This is a genomic window from Sphingomonas sp. (genome assembly GCF_050725575.1).
Classification (GTDB): Bacteria; Pseudomonadota; Alphaproteobacteria; order Sphingomonadales; family Sphingomonadaceae; genus Sphingomonas.
In genome coordinates, this window is sequence record NZ_JBOHHW010000052.1 from 18476 (window position 1) to 35394 (window position 16919).

At 61.2% G+C, this 16919-nt stretch carries 14 protein-coding genes, 1 tRNA gene and 1 pseudogene; 6 read left to right on the top strand and 10 right to left on the bottom strand.

Annotated elements, in window-relative coordinates; translation table 11 throughout:
* Positions 1-56: 56 nt before the first annotated feature.
* A complete protein-coding gene (locus ACRECS_RS23245) occupies positions 57-3218 on the bottom strand; it encodes a TonB-dependent receptor (protein WP_431585342.1) in 3162 nt (1053 codons plus the stop codon).
* 658 nt (positions 3219-3876) lie between these two features.
* Positions 3877-3962: transfer RNA gene (locus ACRECS_RS23250), tRNA-Tyr, on the bottom strand.
* A 159-nt stretch (positions 3963-4121) separates the two neighbouring features.
* Here ACRECS_RS23250 and ACRECS_RS23255 point away from each other — a divergent pair.
* From ACRECS_RS23255 to ACRECS_RS23265, 3 genes are read left to right on the top strand one after another with little or no spacing between them, the layout of a single operon-like run.
* Positions 4122-5747 (top strand): M20/M25/M40 family metallo-hydrolase, encoded by a 1626-nt coding sequence (locus ACRECS_RS23255; RefSeq protein ID WP_431585343.1) that lies wholly within the window; start codon positions 4122-4124, stop codon positions 5745-5747.
* 2 nt (positions 5748-5749) lie between these two features.
* The gene (gene rlmB / locus ACRECS_RS23260; RefSeq protein ID WP_431585344.1) at positions 5750-6496 is read left to right on the top strand and encodes a 23S rRNA (guanosine(2251)-2'-O)-methyltransferase RlmB; all 747 of its coding nucleotides are present in this window, start codon (positions 5750-5752) and stop codon (positions 6494-6496) included.
* A gap of 23 nt (positions 6497-6519) precedes the next feature.
* Complete coding sequence (locus ACRECS_RS23265; protein WP_431585345.1) at positions 6520-7332, top strand: hypothetical protein; 813 nt, start codon at positions 6520-6522, stop codon at positions 7330-7332.
* Positions 7333-7708: 376 nt separating this feature from the next.
* On the opposite strand, the gene ACRECS_RS23270 is transcribed toward ACRECS_RS23265, so the two are convergent.
* Positions 7709-8026 carry a 2Fe-2S iron-sulfur cluster-binding protein gene (locus ACRECS_RS23270; RefSeq protein WP_187762501.1) on the bottom strand — a complete coding sequence of 106 codons (318 nt, stop codon included), beginning with the start codon at positions 8024-8026 and terminating at the stop codon, positions 7709-7711.
* A 72-nt stretch (positions 8027-8098) separates the two neighbouring features.
* Between ACRECS_RS23270 and ACRECS_RS23275 the strand changes: the two genes are divergently transcribed.
* Positions 8099-8722, top strand: coding sequence for a DNA-3-methyladenine glycosylase family protein (locus ACRECS_RS23275; protein WP_431585346.1), 624 nt, complete (start codon positions 8099-8101; stop codon positions 8720-8722).
* Between the two features lie 12 nt (positions 8723-8734).
* Here ACRECS_RS23275 and ACRECS_RS23280 read toward each other — a convergent pair whose 3' ends face one another.
* From ACRECS_RS23280 to ACRECS_RS23305, 6 genes are all read right to left on the bottom strand, one after another.
* Positions 8735-9229 carry a Csu type fimbrial protein gene (locus ACRECS_RS23280; protein WP_431585347.1) on the bottom strand — a complete coding sequence of 165 codons (495 nt, stop codon included), beginning with the start codon at positions 9227-9229 and terminating at the stop codon, positions 8735-8737.
* Positions 9226-11556 carry a fimbria/pilus outer membrane usher protein gene (locus tag ACRECS_RS23285; RefSeq protein ID WP_431585348.1) on the bottom strand — a complete coding sequence of 777 codons (2331 nt, stop codon included), beginning with the start codon at positions 11554-11556 and terminating at the stop codon, positions 9226-9228. Before ACRECS_RS23285 ends, ACRECS_RS23280 begins: the two co-directional genes overlap by 4 nt.
* Complete coding sequence (locus tag ACRECS_RS23290; protein ID WP_431585349.1) at positions 11537-12277, bottom strand: fimbrial biogenesis chaperone; 741 nt, start codon at positions 12275-12277, stop codon at positions 11537-11539. Before ACRECS_RS23290 ends, ACRECS_RS23285 begins: the two co-directional genes overlap by 20 nt.
* 10 nt (positions 12278-12287) lie before the next feature.
* On the bottom strand, positions 12288-12797 hold the full coding sequence (locus tag ACRECS_RS23295) for a Csu type fimbrial protein (RefSeq protein ID WP_431585350.1): 510 nt from the start codon (positions 12795-12797) through the stop codon (positions 12288-12290).
* A gap of 315 nt (positions 12798-13112) precedes the next feature.
* Positions 13113-13439: a hypothetical protein gene (locus ACRECS_RS23300; RefSeq protein WP_431585351.1), complete on the bottom strand. Its 327-nt coding sequence runs from the start codon at positions 13437-13439 to the stop codon at positions 13113-13115.
* Between the two features lie 117 nt (positions 13440-13556).
* Positions 13557-13979 (bottom strand): DUF2147 domain-containing protein, encoded by a 423-nt coding sequence (locus ACRECS_RS23305; RefSeq protein ID WP_431585352.1) that lies wholly within the window; start codon positions 13977-13979, stop codon positions 13557-13559.
* Positions 13980-14040: 61 nt separating this feature from the next.
* Between ACRECS_RS23305 and ACRECS_RS23310 the strand changes: the two genes are divergently transcribed.
* Both ACRECS_RS23310 and ACRECS_RS23315 read left to right on the top strand, forming a co-directional pair.
* On the top strand, positions 14041-14913 hold the full coding sequence (locus ACRECS_RS23310) for an S-methyl-5'-thioadenosine phosphorylase (protein WP_431585353.1): 873 nt from the start codon (positions 14041-14043) through the stop codon (positions 14911-14913).
* 74 nt (positions 14914-14987) lie between these two features.
* Positions 14988-16325 (top strand): Nramp family divalent metal transporter, encoded by a 1338-nt coding sequence (locus ACRECS_RS23315; protein WP_431585354.1) that lies wholly within the window; start codon positions 14988-14990, stop codon positions 16323-16325.
* A 213-nt stretch (positions 16326-16538) separates the two neighbouring features.
* Here ACRECS_RS23315 and ACRECS_RS23320 read toward each other — a convergent pair.
* Positions 16539-16919, bottom strand: a pseudogene (locus ACRECS_RS23320) (amidohydrolase); the annotation flags it as partial.

Sequence of the window (16919 nt, forward strand, 5' to 3'; positions counted from 1 at the left end):
GCTATAATAAAATATAAATAAGACCAAAATGAAGCTAAAATACTATCCTTAATTACTCAGAAGCCAACTTTCACGTTAAGTCCATAAAGCCGTGGGTCGAGCGTGAAGACATTCGTAAAATTACCCAACTCATCCGGACCGGTGAATGCATCGGTTATCGGCGTGCTATTGAAGAGATTCTTGATGTAGAACTGGAATGTCAGCTTCGATTCCGGTCTTGATAGCGTTACCGCAATGTTACCGTTACCCCAGCCCTTCAATTTGTCATATGCGGTATTGTATATCCGCGCATAGCTACTCGATTGCCGGTAATAGTCACCGCGTACGCCCAGCTGCCAATCATCGAAGAAGAAGGTATATTGCGCGCCTATATTGAAGGTGAAATGCGGCGCATTGGGCAGCTGATTCCCCCCCACATTGGCGGCGAAACCGCGCCCCTGATTGGGAGCACCGTAATTCGATGGATTGGCTGGATCGTAACTTGCCGGCTGACTCGGATCGTAGCTCGCCGTGGGTTCATAGACCACATTGCCAAAAAAGGGCTGCGACAACAGGCTCCCCGGCGAGAACCTCCCTGGGAAAAAGTTGGGAGATTCGCACAACAGTCTCGTGAAGATGCCGATGCCGTTACCAAATTGCGGGGGATCGCCCGGCTTCCAACCCGCAGGTGGCGTGCCGGTTACGCCCGAACCGATAAACACGGGGGAATTGAGCAACCGGGCGACAACTTCCCTTGGGGCCACACAGGTATTGGGACTTTGCGCCCAGGGACGCACCACGACCCAATCATCATGGCCCTGAAGCCGATCCATCACGTCGATCGAATATTGCCCCTTGCCGATCTTGGTATTGAGGTACCCGAACGTCGCGCCGATCCGGAAATTGCGTGAGGGAATCCAGGCGCCCTCAAACTCCAGGCCCATCGTCCGCGCATCGAAGTTCTCGGTGTGGAAGCCGCGGTCAATCAGCTGCGATATCTGATACTTCTTATAGTCGTTGTAAAATGCCGCCGCGCTGAACATCAGCTTGCCGCCGGCGAGCTGATTCTTGGTCCCGATCTCAAACGCGTTGACGTCTTCCGGCTGAAATGAATCGGGCAGGGTCGTGTAGTTGGCGAATTCCGGATTGGACACCTGGCTCCGGGGATTGGCGCCGCCCGCCTTATAGCCGCGAGCATAAGAGGCATAGAGCAACGTGCTGTCGGTAAAGGACAGATTGGGTTTCCAATCGACTGCCAGTCGGCCGGTAAAACGCCGCCACTGCTGAACCCTGTCAGGATCTTCCGGATACCCCCGGCCGACGAATCCGCCGCCATACTCTCCGGAGAAGGCCAGCAACTGTGTTGCAACCGGAGTCAGCGTCTTCCTGTCATCGGTATAGCGAAGTCCCGCCGTTATCTTGAGATTATCCGTCGCTTTCCAGTAAATTTCACCAAAAGCCGCCGCCGAGCGAATTTTCGCGATGCTAATGCTCCGCAGATAATTGTGGCCATCCTGAGGCCCTTCTCCAATCGGATTCGGATCGATGTAAATACATCCAGGATTGGTTTTTCGTTCCGCCTCGGTACAATCTATTGAACCAAAGGTGTTCAACCCAAGGGAAATGAGTGTCAATAAATTACTATAGACGTTATATTCTTCCCGGGTTTTAAATTCCACATAGTTGGCGCCGAGGCTGAAATTCAAAGGGCCCTTGAAAGAAGATTGGAACCGCAATTCCTGCGACCATTGCTCGCTTTTCGACCTGGAAAGATCAACTGCCAGCGGTCGATCAGAACATCCAAGCTGCGGGTCGCAAAATGTTCCCCCTCTCGCGCTGTCTTCCCCGAGGAATGGAGCGAATGTGGGTTGAATTAGAGCAGTAAAGCTCGATTTCGGTGCAAAAATGGGCTGAGAATCGAAACGGAAGAAATCTTGCGATCCGTAATAGCTGTCCTTCATGTAAAGCGTCTGAGAGTATAGCCGCAGGTCGGACGACACGTCATATTCGGCGTTGAGCTGAACGACATCGTTCTTGGCCCGAAACACCGGATCATAGATTGTGGAAATCTCGCGTAAATCGGCCGACTGCCTATTACCCGCCACCTTAAAGGGATCGAGTACGGGGTCTGCATAAAGACCGCTTGGATAAAGGCTCGGAAATCCGGCGCGAACGAACAGCATGCCGGTAACGATCGGGAACCCAAGCCCATTGGGTACGCCGTTGGAATCTTTGGTAAACAACGACTTGTTCTGACAGCCCGGCGTCAGCGTGGATGCGGGCCAGACATCGTAAAGCGGATAACTGTTGGGGTCGCCCTCGCTATCGGTATAGCCCTTGGGATAGTTAAACTGGCTTGGCGTATCCGCACGCGTACAAAGCTGTTTGCCGGTGCGCGAACGATTGTCGTCCTCGTTGAAATGCTCCCAGAAAACGCCGATCCGGAAATTGGACGTCGGCTCCCATAGCGCCGAGGCGCGGATCGACCAGAGATCGCGGCCATTGACCGGGCGGTCGGTGACAGTGTTGTAATCGAAGCCGCGGCGCTTGGTCCACGCGCCGGCGGCGCGGATCGCCAACGTGTCGCCGATCGGGATGTTGATGAAGCCACGCAGACGCTGCGTACCATAATTGCCCACCTCACCCTGGATTTCGCCGGTGAATTTGGAGAGTTGCGGCTTTTTCGGGATCATGTTGACCACGCCGGCGGTCGCGTTGCGGCCATAGAGCGTACCTTGCGGACCGCGCAGCACCTCGAGCCGCTCGACATCGAAATATTCCTGTTCGAACAGACGATTGCGCAGCAAAGTGGTGTTGTTGAAGCTGATCGCCACAGCCGGATCGGCGCTGACCGAGGTCGCCTTGGTGCCGATACCGCGAATCGCGAAATTGAAGCTGGTGAAATTGTCCTTGGAAAAATTGACGTTGGGAATTGCGCGCAGCAATTCCGACCCGCCGTCAATCTTCAGGTCGGACAAGTCCTTTGCAGAGAAAGCCGAGATCGAGATCGGCACATCGAGGATCTTTTCCTCCATGCGCTGCGCCGTCACGACAATATCGCCCGCACCGGGAGTCTGATTTTCGAGAACCTCCTGAGCCCGCGCCACATCTGCTGGAGCGCGAGTATCGGCGACCTCCTGAGCGCGCGCCGCAACTGTCGTTGCAAGCAATCCGATCAACGCCCCGCCCGTCAGGGCGCGCGCGCGCACCTGTCCATAAGAGCTCAACATACGGCTCATCTCATCCCCTCCTGTTCTGCTTCTATCGGCAGTCGCCATCTTTGCGATGACGAGTCAGGCTATGGTATGGAAATTACATAGTCAACACTATCATATAACTGTAATTACCGTTTCGGGGGCATTTTTGAAACTTACAAACGCGAGGGAACGTTCACTTAAATTCGTATAACTCACTGATATAATACGATTTAATGCGATTTAACATTCCGCCTTGCGCACCGCTGGGATGCCGTCCTTTAATAGACATCGCTGTGCATTTTTATGAACACCGGCGTTCAAACACCGCTTTCCGGAACGGCAAAAACGCTGGTTTTCGACCCGCCCCGAGTCGCGTATAATCCGCATTGAAAAGCCGGGGCGGCAACCGCCCTGGACGATCCCCCTGGTTTACCGGCGTTCATCAAGCGAAACATGTCAGTTCATGCGGGGCGTCGCGCGATCTGGCGGTATCGGCGGCTGCGTTATCGGCCCTCAGCGCGGCGCGGCATCGCTTGCAGGAATGCCTGGAGGGTCATGGTCCGCATGACGTCGGCTATGACAGGGCGATAGCTAGATAGGGCGATAGCTAGATAGGGCGATATCAGCCGATATCGCCGGGCGCCCTCACCCATGATCTTTATGGGGTCCGGATGCCACCGGAAATGCCCGGAGGCGAGGATGGTGGACAGGGCTGGATTCGAACCAGCGTACGCTTGCACGGGCAGATTTACAGTCTGCTGCCTTTAACCACTCGGCCACCTGTCCATCCGGGCCGCCTAAAAAGCGAGGCGGTCCAATGGCGTCCGATTGCGCCCCTGTCAACGCCCTTCGCGGCCAGTCGCAACGCTTGCGCAGAGCCGGGGCACCGAATAGCGTGACGCAATATTGTTGCTTGATCGCAGCAAAGCCTATCAAGGGGTCCCAATGCGCTCTTATCTCTTCACTGCGGCTGCCGCGCTTGCCATCGCTGCGCCAATCTCCGCCCAAACTGCGACCGGCCAGGTCGTCGACAAGAATCAGGTCAACAAGATCATCGACGAAGGCACGACGCGCAGCCAGGTGATGCTGACCGCCGCCTATCTCTCCGACGAGATCGGGCCGCGGCTGACCAATTCGCCGTCGATGCGGGTCGCCGAGGACTGGACGCAGAAGAAATTCGCCGAATGGGGCCTGAAGAACGTCCATAAGGAAGGGTTCGACTTTGGCCGCGGCTGGACGATCGAGCGGTCGAGCGTGCGCATGATCACGCCGCGCCCGATTCAGCTGACCGCGATCCCGATTGCCTGGACGCCGGGCACCAACGGCACGATCAGCGCGCCGGTGTTCGTTGCGCCGATGAAGCGTGAACGCGATTTCGACAAATGGCGCGGCCAGCTGAAAGGCAAGATCGTACTGGTCACCCTCCCCAACACCGGCAACGAACCCGACACCGCACCGTTCAAGCGCTACACGGCGGAGGAGCTGGGCAAGCTCGATCAATATGAGCAGCCAAAATATGATCCCGAAGCAGCCGATCGCCGGCTGAAGCGGCTCGACTATACCAAGAAGCTCGGCGAATTCCTCAAGGCTGAAGGCGCGCTTGCCTATGCCACCATGTCGTACCGCGACGGCAAGCTGGTGCATGGCGAGGGCTATATGTTCGGCACGGGCGAAACCATGCCGCTGCCCGGCGTGGAGATTGCCGCTGAGGATTATCGCCGCCTCGCGCGCCTCACCAAGCTTGGCCGCGCGCCGACGCTGGAGATCAACAGCGACGTGCGCTTCGACGACAGCGATAGCAAGGCCTATAATGTCATCGCCGAAATTCCCGGCACCGACCCCAAGGCTGGCTATGTCATGGCCGGCGCGCATCTCGACAGCTGGGTCGCGGGCGATGGTGCCGGCGACAATGGCGCGGGCACGGCGATGATCATGGAGGCGGCGCGCATCTTGTCGGCGAGCGGCGTGCGGCCGAAGCGTACGATCCGCTTCGCTTTATGGGTCGGCGAGGAACAGGGCCTGCTCGGCAGCCTGGCCTATGTCGAGCAGCATCTCGCGACGCGCGGCAGCCCCAGCGATCCGGTCCAGACCGGCATGAAGCGCTTCTATGGCTGGTCCAATCGCTGGCCGATCAAGCCGCAGCCCGGTTACGGCGACCTCGCCGCCTATTTCAATCTCGACAATGGCTCGGGCCGGATCCGCGGCATCTATGCGGAGAATAATCCGGCAGTGGTCTCGACCTTCAAGGAATGGCTCGCGCCTTTCGCGTCAATGGGCGCGACCAATGTCGTGATCCGCAAGACCGGCGGTACCGACCATGTGTTCATGCAGGCGGTCGGCGCGCCCGGGTTCCAGTTCATCCAGGATCCGCTCGATTACAGCAGCCGCACGCACCATTCGAGCGTGGACACGTTCGATCATCTGAAGGCGGACGATCTGCGCCAGGGATCGATCATCCTGGCGTCGTTCCTCGCCAATGCGGCGAATGCCGACAAGGCGCTGCCGCGGCCACCCTTCCCGACCAAGCCGGTGGTGACCGATCCCTTTGCTTATACTGATGACGAGGATTGATGATGGCACGCAAAGGACATCGCCCTTCGCACGCACCAGCCGGTCGCCCGCGCTTCTGGGGCCGGCACGCGGTCACCGCCGCGCTTGCCAACCCGGAGCGCATCGTACGCAAGATGTGGGCAACGCGTGAGGCGCTGGCCTCGCTCGATATTCCGCCGGTGATTCCGATCACCTTTGCCGATGTCGCCGATCTCGCACGGCTGGTGCCGGGCGATGCGCCGCATCAGGGCCTGGTCGCCGAAGTCGATCCGCTTGAGGATGTGTGGCTCGGCGACCTGCTGGATCAGGGTGCCGGGGACCGCCGGCCATTGGTCATCCTCGACCAGGTGACCGATCCGCACAATGTCGGCGCGATCCTGCGCTCGGCCGCTGCTTTCGATGCGCTCGGCATCATCACCCCCGACCGCCATTCGCCGCCCGAATCCGGCACCATCGCCCGCTCCGCATCGGGCGCGCTGGAGATCGTGCCCTGGGTTCGCGTGGTCAATCTCGCCCGTGCGCTCGAGGAAGTGGCCGAGGCCGGTTTCTGGCGCGTCGGCCTGACCGGGGAAGCGACCCAGACTCTCGCTCAGGCGATGGGCGAAACGCGTGTCGCGCTGGTGCTCGGCGCCGAAGGCGAAGGCATGCGGCACAACACCGCGGCGCATTGCGACGAACTTGCGCGCCTGCCGATCTCGCCTAAGGTGGAAAGCCTGAACGTGTCCAACGCGGCGGCAATTGCGCTCTACGCGGTGACGACACGGGGCTAGTGCCTGCGTAACGGGGGTTTGCCATGACTGGACGTTTGCTGCGCATCATGATTGGTGCGCTCCTGCCGCTCGCGCTCGCAAGCTGCGTGCTCACCCCGGGCAAGTTCGTGTCGAAGCTGACGATCAACGCCGATCGTAGCTTCACCTTCTCCTATGTCGGAGAAGTGATTGCGATCGATGTCAGCGATGAAATCGGCAAGGGCATGGGTGGTGCCTTCTCCGGCGACACGCCATCCGGCGAGTCGTCAGAACCGGGTACCGACGACGGCGGCAAGGTCGAGCCGAAGCCCGCACTGTGGAAGGTCGCCGCGCAGGACAGCCAAACGACGGACGAGAAAACCGACGACAAGGTCGACGAAAAGGCCAAGGCGGCCGCGAAAAAGGCTGCGGCCGAGACCAGGAACAAGGCGATCGCCGAGGCGCTGTCGAAGGAGGCGGGCTATCGCAAGGTCACCTATCTCGGCGATGGCAAGTTCGACATCGACTATCAGATTTCCGGCACGCTGACCCACAGCTTCGTCTTCCCCTATAATGTCGATGCCGAGGCGGTCTTCCCGTTCATCATCGTCGAGGTACGCGCGAACAACACTGTTCGCCTCAAGGCGCCGGCCTTCGCCAATGAAAGCTCGGGCAAGAATATGGGCATGGACATGCCCGGCGCCGACCAGGCCTCGAGCAAGCTCGACGGCGTCTTCACGCTCGACACCAATGCCGAAATCGTCAGCCAGAATAATGAAGATGGCCCGACCAGCACCGGCGCGCGCAAGACGGTGACATGGAAAGCGACCCCGCTGTCCAGGACCGCCCCGATGGCGGTGCTGCGCTTCGCGAAATAGCCCCTCCCCTTGGGGCGCCCGATTCAATGCCGGGAGCGATCATGGCAGGGCAGCACCGGACAGAGTGCTACCCGGCCCCCTGTCCTGCTCTTTGACATGACTGGAAAATTAGAATGCTTTTCGCGCTGGCTGTTCCGGCCGGAACAGCGATGCCGCTGGCTGTTACCTGGCTGATATGCTGGCTGTTCGCTGGCTGTTCGCTGGCTGTTATTCGATAACAGCCAGCGATGACTCAACGCACTGAGAAGTGGCCGAAAATCCGGCTGCAAGATCCAACATAACAGCCAGCAAAAGATATTTTGCGGCATAACAGCCAGGAACAGCCAGCCGATGCGGTCATATCACGTTCACCTACCCCCCAATGGAGAGGAAAGGATCAATCCTCCGCAGCGACCGTCACCCGCAACCCGTCGAGCGCATCGGTGAAGTCGATCTGGCACGACAGCCGCGAGTTTTCGTTACGATCGCTCGACGAATCGAGCAGGTCGTTCTCGTCCTCGCTCATCGGCGGCAGTTTGGCAGCAAATTCCGGATCGACATGGACATGGCAGGTGGCGCAGGAGCAGCAGCCTCCACACAGCGCAAGGATCTCGTCGATGCCGGCATCCCGGATGACTTCCATGACCGAAAGCCCCGCCTCGCCATCGATTTCGCGTTCTTCCCCTTCGCGCGTCACGACGATAAGCTTTGGCATGCAACTTCCCTCCGGTGCGGATCTTTGCACCCGCCATGCCGCGCCGCGCATCCTCGATCAAGGCAAGATGATATGGGCCTGACCGCAGATCAGCTTCGCACGGCACTCGACGTGCTTGCGAAGACCGAGCCCGCCTTCGCCGCGGCGCTGGCGCGCGTGGGCTATCCCGAGCCGCGCATTCGCGAGCGCGGCTATGCCACGCTGCTGCGCACGATCATCGGCCAGCAGGTCAGTACCAAGGCGGCGCAGAGCGTGTGGAACAAACTGGAGGGGTTGGTCGGCAGCCTCGACGATCCGGGCAACATCACGCGCGCGACCGACGAACAATTGCGCGAGGCGGGCCTGTCGCGCCAGAAGGCGAGCTATGCCCGCAGCCTCGCCGATGAAGTGACGAGCGGACGGCTCGACTTCGCAAACCTGCCGGCCGATGACGAGGAAGCGGTCGCCGCGCTGGTCCGGATCAAGGGCATCGGGCGCTGGTCGGCAGAGGTCTATCTGCTGTTCGCCGAAGGGCGCGGCGACATCTGGCCGGCGGGCGATCTGGCGGTGCAGATCGAGGTCGGCCGGATCCTCGGCCATGAAGCGCGCCCGAGCGAGAAGCTGACCCGCGAACTGGCGGAGGCCTGGCGCCCGCACCGCGGCGCCGCGGCGATCTTCGCCTGGTATCATTATGGCAGCGATATGCAGGTGATCTGAGGTCTTGGCGGGTCAGTAGGTCACCGTGACGATGATGCTATCGGTGTAATTGCCGGCGGGAACATTCTGACGCGCGGGAATGCGGCCATAGACGGTAAAACTCTGATCGACGCCCAGCAGCGCGGCGAAATTATAGGTGATGCGCGACGAGCCGCCGGTGCCGTTGCCAAAGATCTGGCTGCGGCCCGGATCGAGATAGAGATTGTAATTGATCACCGACGCCCCGTTGCGCAGCGTGCGTTGCGCATAGGTGGCGGACGAGCCGGTACTGAGATCGATCGTGAATGAGCCGGCGAGCGCGAGCAGCAAGGTGCAGCGGACCCGCACCGTGCCGGAGGAATCATTGCTGGTCGAATCGACCGGGATATAATTGCCGAAACTGATTCCGGTGGCAGTGACAGTGCAGGAGCAGAACGACAATTGCGCACAGGCCGCCTGCGCCGGCGTGGCAATCAGCAGCGAGCCGAGCAACGCCGCCGTCATCAGCAGGAGGCGCCGAATGGTCATGGCGTGCGGGCCGCGACGCCGCAGCGCAATGGTCCGATGCGCGGCAGTATCTCACCCGCGGGGAGCGCCCCGAGCACCACGCGGCACGGCCCCTGCCCTGTGTCGAACTCGATCGCCATACCTGGCTTTACCTCCCGCACGAAAATTTCGCCGCCATAGCCGGTGAACGCCGTCTCGCCCGTATCCAGTTGTACAGTGGTACCGACCTCGACCGGCGTACCGTCGGCCGCTTGCAGCACGATGGTGGCGGGATGGTCCTTCTCAATCGCAAAGTGCGCTCTGACCGCGCCGCGATAGCGCGGTACAACCAGCAGCGTGTCATTGGGCATGCGCGCATCGATCGGGATATCGCCGGGGTCGATCGCGATCCGGTTCTGCTCATAGGCGCGCAGATCCGGAATGATCGCACGCCCCTTGGCGTCGGTGCGGGTGATCGGCCGGTTCTCCTGATAGATGCGAACATCCGCGAGATCCGGCACATCGACCACGCCCACGGCATCCTCGACCCGCCGCGTCGCATAGGGGCGTCCGCCGGTGAACAGCAGCCCGCCGCTGGCGAGCATCCTGACGCCGGCATTGCCCTCGACCCGTCCGGCCTCGACACTGACTTCCCCGGGATCGCCGCGCCACAGCAGTTCGGCCTGCTGACGATCATTCTCACCCACGCCTGCAGTGAGGCGATAGCCCCAGCCACCCTGGGTTGGCGGTGTCTGGCGGATCTCGGCCAGGGCGTTGCGATTATCCGCCCGGACATAGCCGCTGCCGCGCGATCCGAACGGAATGGTCAGGCCGACGCCGAATGTGGTGTCGACGCCAAATCCCTCGATATCGCTCCTTAGCGCGAACAGGCTAACATAGCCGCGATCGCCGATCCCCACGCTGTAGCTGGCCGATGCGAGCCGCGTGCGATTGCGATCGGCATATTCGAGATCGGTATAGACCACACCGAGATTGCCCCAGCGGCCCAGCGCGACGCCGCCCGACGCCTGAAGCTGGCGCGTGATGCGCTCCTCGTCGCGGTAGATGCCGAGCTGGTCGAAATCGCGCGAGGCGTGCTGATAGCTGACCGCGATGTTCCAGCCGGGCGTGATGCGGCTGAAGAAGACGCGATACAGCGTGCCCTTCCCGTCCCCGCCGCGCGAGACCGCGCCGGCAACCCCGAACTCGCCGATCGCGGGCCAGACGATATTGGCACCCGCGCCGACCATCTGGACATCGCCGCTGAGCTCAGTGCGGCCTTCTAGGCTGAGCCAGTCAGTGATCCCGCGGCGATAGGAACCGGCAGCGAAGGGGTTGCGGTAACTGAAGTTGCGGATGCCATAGTCACGGCGTTCTGCACCGCCCTCGAGCGACCAGGCGCTGAGACCCCGGCTGAGCAGACGCGAGCTGACATAATAGGAGGATGTCACGCGGCGCTCGACGCCAAGCGCGTCACGGATCACCAATGTCACGTCGCCCGCGCCGTTCACCAACGGCACCTGGTCGATCGAAAAGGGGCCCTGCGTCACGTCGGTCTGGAACCGCTGCGCATTGTTGACCAGCAGTTCGACGTTGGAGGGGATCGCCGTGCGGCCGGTAAAGGCGGGCGTAGGAAAGGTGACGAGATTGGGCTGCAGGCTGAAGTCGGTGCCGAGCCGGATACCGCCGAAGCGGATCTGGCGCGACCAGTCGCGCGCGTCGGTGACGGCATCGCCGACCACCAGCCGCGTAAGGCTGTCAGGGAAGTCGCGCAGGAAATAGCTGTCGAGGCGTGTGAGGTTGCCGGCGCCTGCTTGTTGACCGACCGCCATGGTCGAGGTGAGCAGCCCCCAATCGTCCGACACGCCGAGTTCCAGAAAGGCAGCGGTCTGCAGCTTGCGATCATATTGGAAGGACAGGTCATAATTGAGAAAGGCCGCAAAGGCGCTATCGGTCGGCCTTACGCGAGCGGCTGAACCCGAGATGGACTGTGCATCGAACCGGTCGGCGGGGACCGTCAGCGCGATGTGCTGGCGGGCCGCATCGAACTGCACGGTGGCGCCGGGAAGCGCGGCCAATGGGATAAAGGATTCCCTGTCAATCGTGATCGCCGCGGCCGGAGAAAACCGGATACGCCAGCGCGCGAGATCGGACGAGCGGAAGAAGAAGTTGCCGCCTTGCCGCGCGATTAGATAATCGCCCTCCTGCGGCGCGCCGTTGAGCGTGACCGCGAGGAAGACCAGTTCCGCGCCTTCCGGGCGCCGCAGGGGTTCGGGCAAGTCGTGTCCCTCCGCCTGTGCCCTTCCGGCGGCCGGGTTGGCGACGAGGCAGAGCGCGGCCATCGCGCTGTTAAGGACGGCCGGCTTCACGCGGGCCCGCCTCGCTGACGAGATCGGCCGACAGATTCGCCTGATCCGTCACCGCGTTCAGTTTAAGCGCCTCTCCGACGCGGACCGGCGCACCGATATCGAGCTCCACCTGCTGCGACGCGCCGGGCAGCAAATAGACTGACATATCATCGGCACCCAGTTTCGTGCCGTCCCGGCGCGTCAACGCGAGGCGGTTGATCTGGACATGAGCTGTGCCGTCATTGCTGATCGCCAGCGCCATCTTGCGCGGCCCCATTGCCCAGGTACGCCATGAGAGGCGGCCGATCGCATTGGGCGCCGGCACGAAGATCGGGACGCTGATCCGCAACAGCGTGCGCACCTCGCCGGGGCGGGTCGGACGCGAATCCGGTACCTCTTCGAGGAAGACGCGGTAACTTTTCTCGATCGTACCGGGGGTGGTGCGCAGCCCGAAACGGGCGATCTGCTCCCCTTGCGCTGCGATCTCGAACAGGCCGGGATTGGCCAGCACGTCACGCGTTTCTTCGAACACGTCCTTGCCGCCGGCCTGGCTCCAGGCAAAAACGCGCACCTGGATGCGCGCGGAGTCCCCGCTGCTGTTCTGAATCCGCATCGTCTGCACCGGCGCTTTCGGGCTCAGCACGATACGGACCGGATAAATCCGGAGCGAAACCGCCTGCGCCGCCATCGCCAGCGAAACCATGCCAACGACGGCAACGCCTGCGCGCATCGGGGCGCGCATCATCCCGCCCTTAATAGTTGACGGTGACGGTGATGGTGTCGGTGTAACTGCCGGCCGGCACATTCTGGCTGGCTGGCAGTCGGCCATAGACGGTCAGGGTCGTCGGCAGGATCGGCGCCGTGGTCGCCAGCGGCGTGTCGGTGCCCGGGGTATTGCCCCAGTTATTGGTCCGCGCCGCTTCCTGGTACAGCGCATAGCTGAGCGTGTTCGCGCCGTTCGTCATGCGCCGCGTTGTGACCGTCGCGCCGCTCGCCGTACCCGCATTGAGGCCAACCGTGAAGGACGTGCCGACGGTGCACAGCACCGAAAGCGTGGTCGTGGCATCGACCGGCGTTGTCGCGGTCGGATCGTAATTCCCGAACGGAAGGGGATTGGCGGAAACGACACAGGCCTTGAGCACGGTGGCGGTGACCGGGAATGTCGTGGTGGTGGTGGCCGCCTGCGCAGCGGGGGCAATCAGCACGCCGGCGCTAGCGACACCGATCCAGCACAATGTGAGAAATTTGGTACGCTTGGTCATACAAAACCTTTCGAATACGCTACAGTTGCGGACAATACACGCACGCAATCTTGCGAGTGCGTTAAACACTCACAGCAAATCCCACTCAAAAATATTTAAGTGCAGACCGCATCAAATCAAAATCAGATAAGTTAATTTATGACCGATTTGGACGCATTATCATAGCCAGAACTCCTAGACAATGATTAATATTAATCAAGAGTCTCAATCACTTCATTGAAGTCGTAACGCTAGCGTTACAAACTATGTATTTCAGCAATTGTTCTATGATGATATCTATATTCTACATCGATTACGCAGCGAAATGGTCGATCGTTAGAATATGATCTTAACAACCTCGGCAGCCGCGTCTCCGATGGGGTCTTGCGGCTCGGATGAGCTGTTTCGCTGTGGATCCGGTCGAGGAAGAGCCTTCGCCAAATCATCCACAATGACGAAGGATTGCATCGACGAAACACAATCGACGGATGCGGATTTGAGGCTGGATTGCGGGCGTTTTCCTGCCGGTACTACCGAAATGGCACAGGGCGAGACGACAGTCGCGCCGACAATGAGATTGCCTTGCGCCGCACTCGCAACCGCTGGCAGCGTCGAGCCCAGGGCCGCAATTGCTGTACCAAACAGGATCTTTTGTGCAGCCACGGTGCCCTCCATCCTACCGTAGAAACGGTCATGGCGCGCAATCCTTAAGCTATCATTGTTAGGCTTTTCAGCGCGTCAGCGCGACTGCGAGGCGAGAGCCTGTCCAGCCCGCTCCAATCAGCCCGCCGGCTTCCAGGTCTGCGTCTTGCAGATAATGAAGAAGCACCCTTTCACGCGCAGCGTCCCGTCCGGGTTGCGGCTGATCACCGATGAATAAGTATTGCCATATTGCGGGTCATACAGATGACCACGCCAGACATCATCGTCCGCCTTCATGCTGAGGAAGATCGGCAGGCCGACCAGCGGACGGGTGCGCAGTTTCGGGTTGGAATTGCGTTCATCCATCGTCTTCCCGGCATCGGATTTGGGCAGCAGTTTGACGATATGCCCGCACACGGCGGCACCGCACGGGGTGATCTCGACCACGGCCTTCTGGTTCTGCGTGACCCAGCGGCCGAGCACCGGTTCAGCGGCTTGCGCCGCGACAGGGAAAAGCATCAGCGTGGAAAGAAATACGGGGAAGAATGCGGCGAAACGCATGTTATGACTCCAGGGAAGGACAGCTCGAGCACCGCAACGGGGCGCTACAGAGGAATGGCGAATGAATGATGACTGGACGATCGGAATCATCGGCGGATCCGGCCTTTACGCGATCGACGCGCTGGAAAACGCCGAATGGCGGCATATCGAGTCTCCCTGGGGCGACCCATCGGACAAATTGCTGTTCGGATCGATCAACGGAGTCAAGCTGGTGTTTCTGCCCCGTCACGGAAGGGGACACCGGATCGCGCCGTCCGAATTGAATGCACGCGCCAATATCGATGCACTCAAGCGCGCCGGCTGCACCGACATCCTCGCCATCTCCTCGATCGGGTCGCTGCGCGAGGAATTGCCACCGGGCAATTTCGTGGTGGTCGATCAGTTCATCGACCGCACCGTCGCGCGCGCGTCGAGCTTTTTCGGCACCGGCATGGTCGCGCATGTCTCGATGGCCGAACCGGTCTGCCCGCGTTTGTCGGCCTTTGCCGCCGAAGCCGTGACCGCGGCGGGCGGCACGGTCGCCAAAGGAGCAACCTATCTCGCCATGGAGGGCCCGCAATTCTCCAGCCGCGCGGAAAGCCTGCTCTACCGCCAATGGGGGGCGGACGTGATCGGCATGACCGCTATGCCCGAGGCCAAGCTCGCGCGCGAGGCCGAGCTGCCCTACGCACTGATCGGAATGGTCACGGATTATGACTGTTGGCGGGAGGAGGAACATCATGTCGAGGTCAGCGAAGTAATCGCACAGATGGGCGCAAATGGGGCCATTGCGCGGCAGGCCGTGGCAGCACTCGTTGCAGCCCTACCGGAGAAACGGACCCCCTCCCCGCTCGACACCGTCCTCGACGCCGCGCTGATCACGGCTCCCGAGGTACGTGATCCGGCGCTGCTGGCCAAGCTCGACGCGGTGATGGGGCGGGTATTGAATGCGTGATGAGTTCCTCCCCCACACACGGGGAGGATCATGATGGTTGACGCAAGCCTCGGCATCGGTGAGTGAAAAAGCCGATGCCGCCGCCTCCGCCCTTCGTCGAAGCCAGTGCCGTGCCAGCCCGCACGCCGTCGCTGTCGGAAAGCTATCGCACGATCGCCGTGCCGCTCGGCGCGGGGCGCTTCTGGCGCAAGCTCGGTGCCTTTGCCGGGCCGGGCTATCTCGTCGCGGTCGGCTATATGGACCCGGGCAACTGGGCGACCGACCTCGCCGGCGGGTCGGCGTTCGGCTATACCCTGCTCTCGGTCATCCTGCTGTCGAACCTGATGGCGATGGTGCTGCAATCGCTGTCGGCGAAGCTTGGCATCGTCGCCGGTCTCGATCTCGCCCAGGCGTGCCGGGCACATTATGGCCGCACGGTCAATTTCGCGCTGTGGCTGTTGTGCGAATTGGCGATCATCGCCTGCGATCTGGCCGAAGTGCTCGGCACGGCAATCGCACTACAATTGCTGTTCGGCCTCCCGCTCGTCGCGGGTGTTTGCCTGACTGCTTTCGACGTGCTGGTCATCCTCTCGCTGCAGCGCTTTGGTTTCCGCAAGCTCGAGGCGTTCATCGTCACGCTGCTGATCGTGATCGCGGGCTGCTTCGCCTATGAACTGGCAATCGCCCAGCCGAGCATCGCAGCGATCGCCAAGGGGCTGATCCCGACCACCGAAGTGGTGACCAACCCGGCGATGCTGTACATCGCGATCGGCATCCTCGGCGCGACGGTGATGCCGCATAATCTCTATCTCCATTCGTCGATCGTGCAGACGCGCAAGTTCGGTCAGGACGAAGCGGGCAAGCGCGATGCGGTGCGCCACGCGACGCTCGACAGCACCATCGCGCTTGGCCTTGCGCTGTTTATCAATGCCTCGATTCTGATCCTCGCAGCGGCGGCGTTCCACACCACCGGCCAGACCGAAGTCGCCGATATCGACCAGGCCTATAAGCTCCTCTCGCCGACGCTGGGTGCAGGAGCCGCGAGCGTGGTATTCGCCATCGCCTTGCTCGCCTCGGGACAGAATTCGACCGTCACCGGCACACTTGCCGGGCAGATCGTGATGGAGGGCTTCCTCAACCTGAAGCTCAAGGTGTGGATACGGCGGATGGTAACGCGGATGATCGCGATCGTGCCCGCGGTGATCGTCGTGGCAATCGCGGGCAACTCGGGCGCGACGCAGTTGCTGGTGCTCAGCCAGGTGGTGCTCAGCCTGCAACTGCCATTCGCGATCGTGCCATTGGTCAGCTTCACCAGCAGCCGGACCACAATGGGCGCGTTCGCCAATCCGCTCTGGCTGAAAGTCACTGCCTGGGGAATCGCAGCGGTGGTGATCGGGTTGAACACGACCCTGCTGGTCGGGTTCTTCTTCTAGAGTCTCATCGACTTGGCTGAAATTACCTTCCACCGTTCCTGCTGAGCTCATCGAAGCACCGTCCCTCTTCTTCCGCGTCGAAAAGAGAAGAACGGCCCCCTTCGACTGCCTGCCAAGGCAGGCGCTCAGGACAGGCTTCGACAAGCTCAGGGCGAGCGGAGGAGAGTGGATCAACTCAGCTCGAAATCGCTCCAAGGCATCACGCCCGGCCGATCACTCCGATCCGCCACCGGCCGCCTTGCGATAATCAAGCGCCGGCTTGCGGTCGCCGAGCATCGCCTCGTAGCGGAAGTTCGGGCCACGCGCCTTGACCAGTTCCGCCTTGGCCTCAGCCAGTGTCTGCGGGCTCAGGAACAGGTCGGCGGCGGTCAGCGCAATCGTCTTGGCGGCGACCACACCACCCTTGGCCCCGATGCTCATCCCCGATGCAGCGACCGCCTGCCAGCTATGCGCGGGCGTGCCGGGTACCCAGGTCGCGGTGCCGAGCCCAATGGTTGGCGTGGTCCAGCTGATGTCCGACACATCGGTCGATCCACCCATATCGCCGCTCCAGATCGGGTCGATTCTGGCCACTGCATCGAGCGGCTTTTGCGT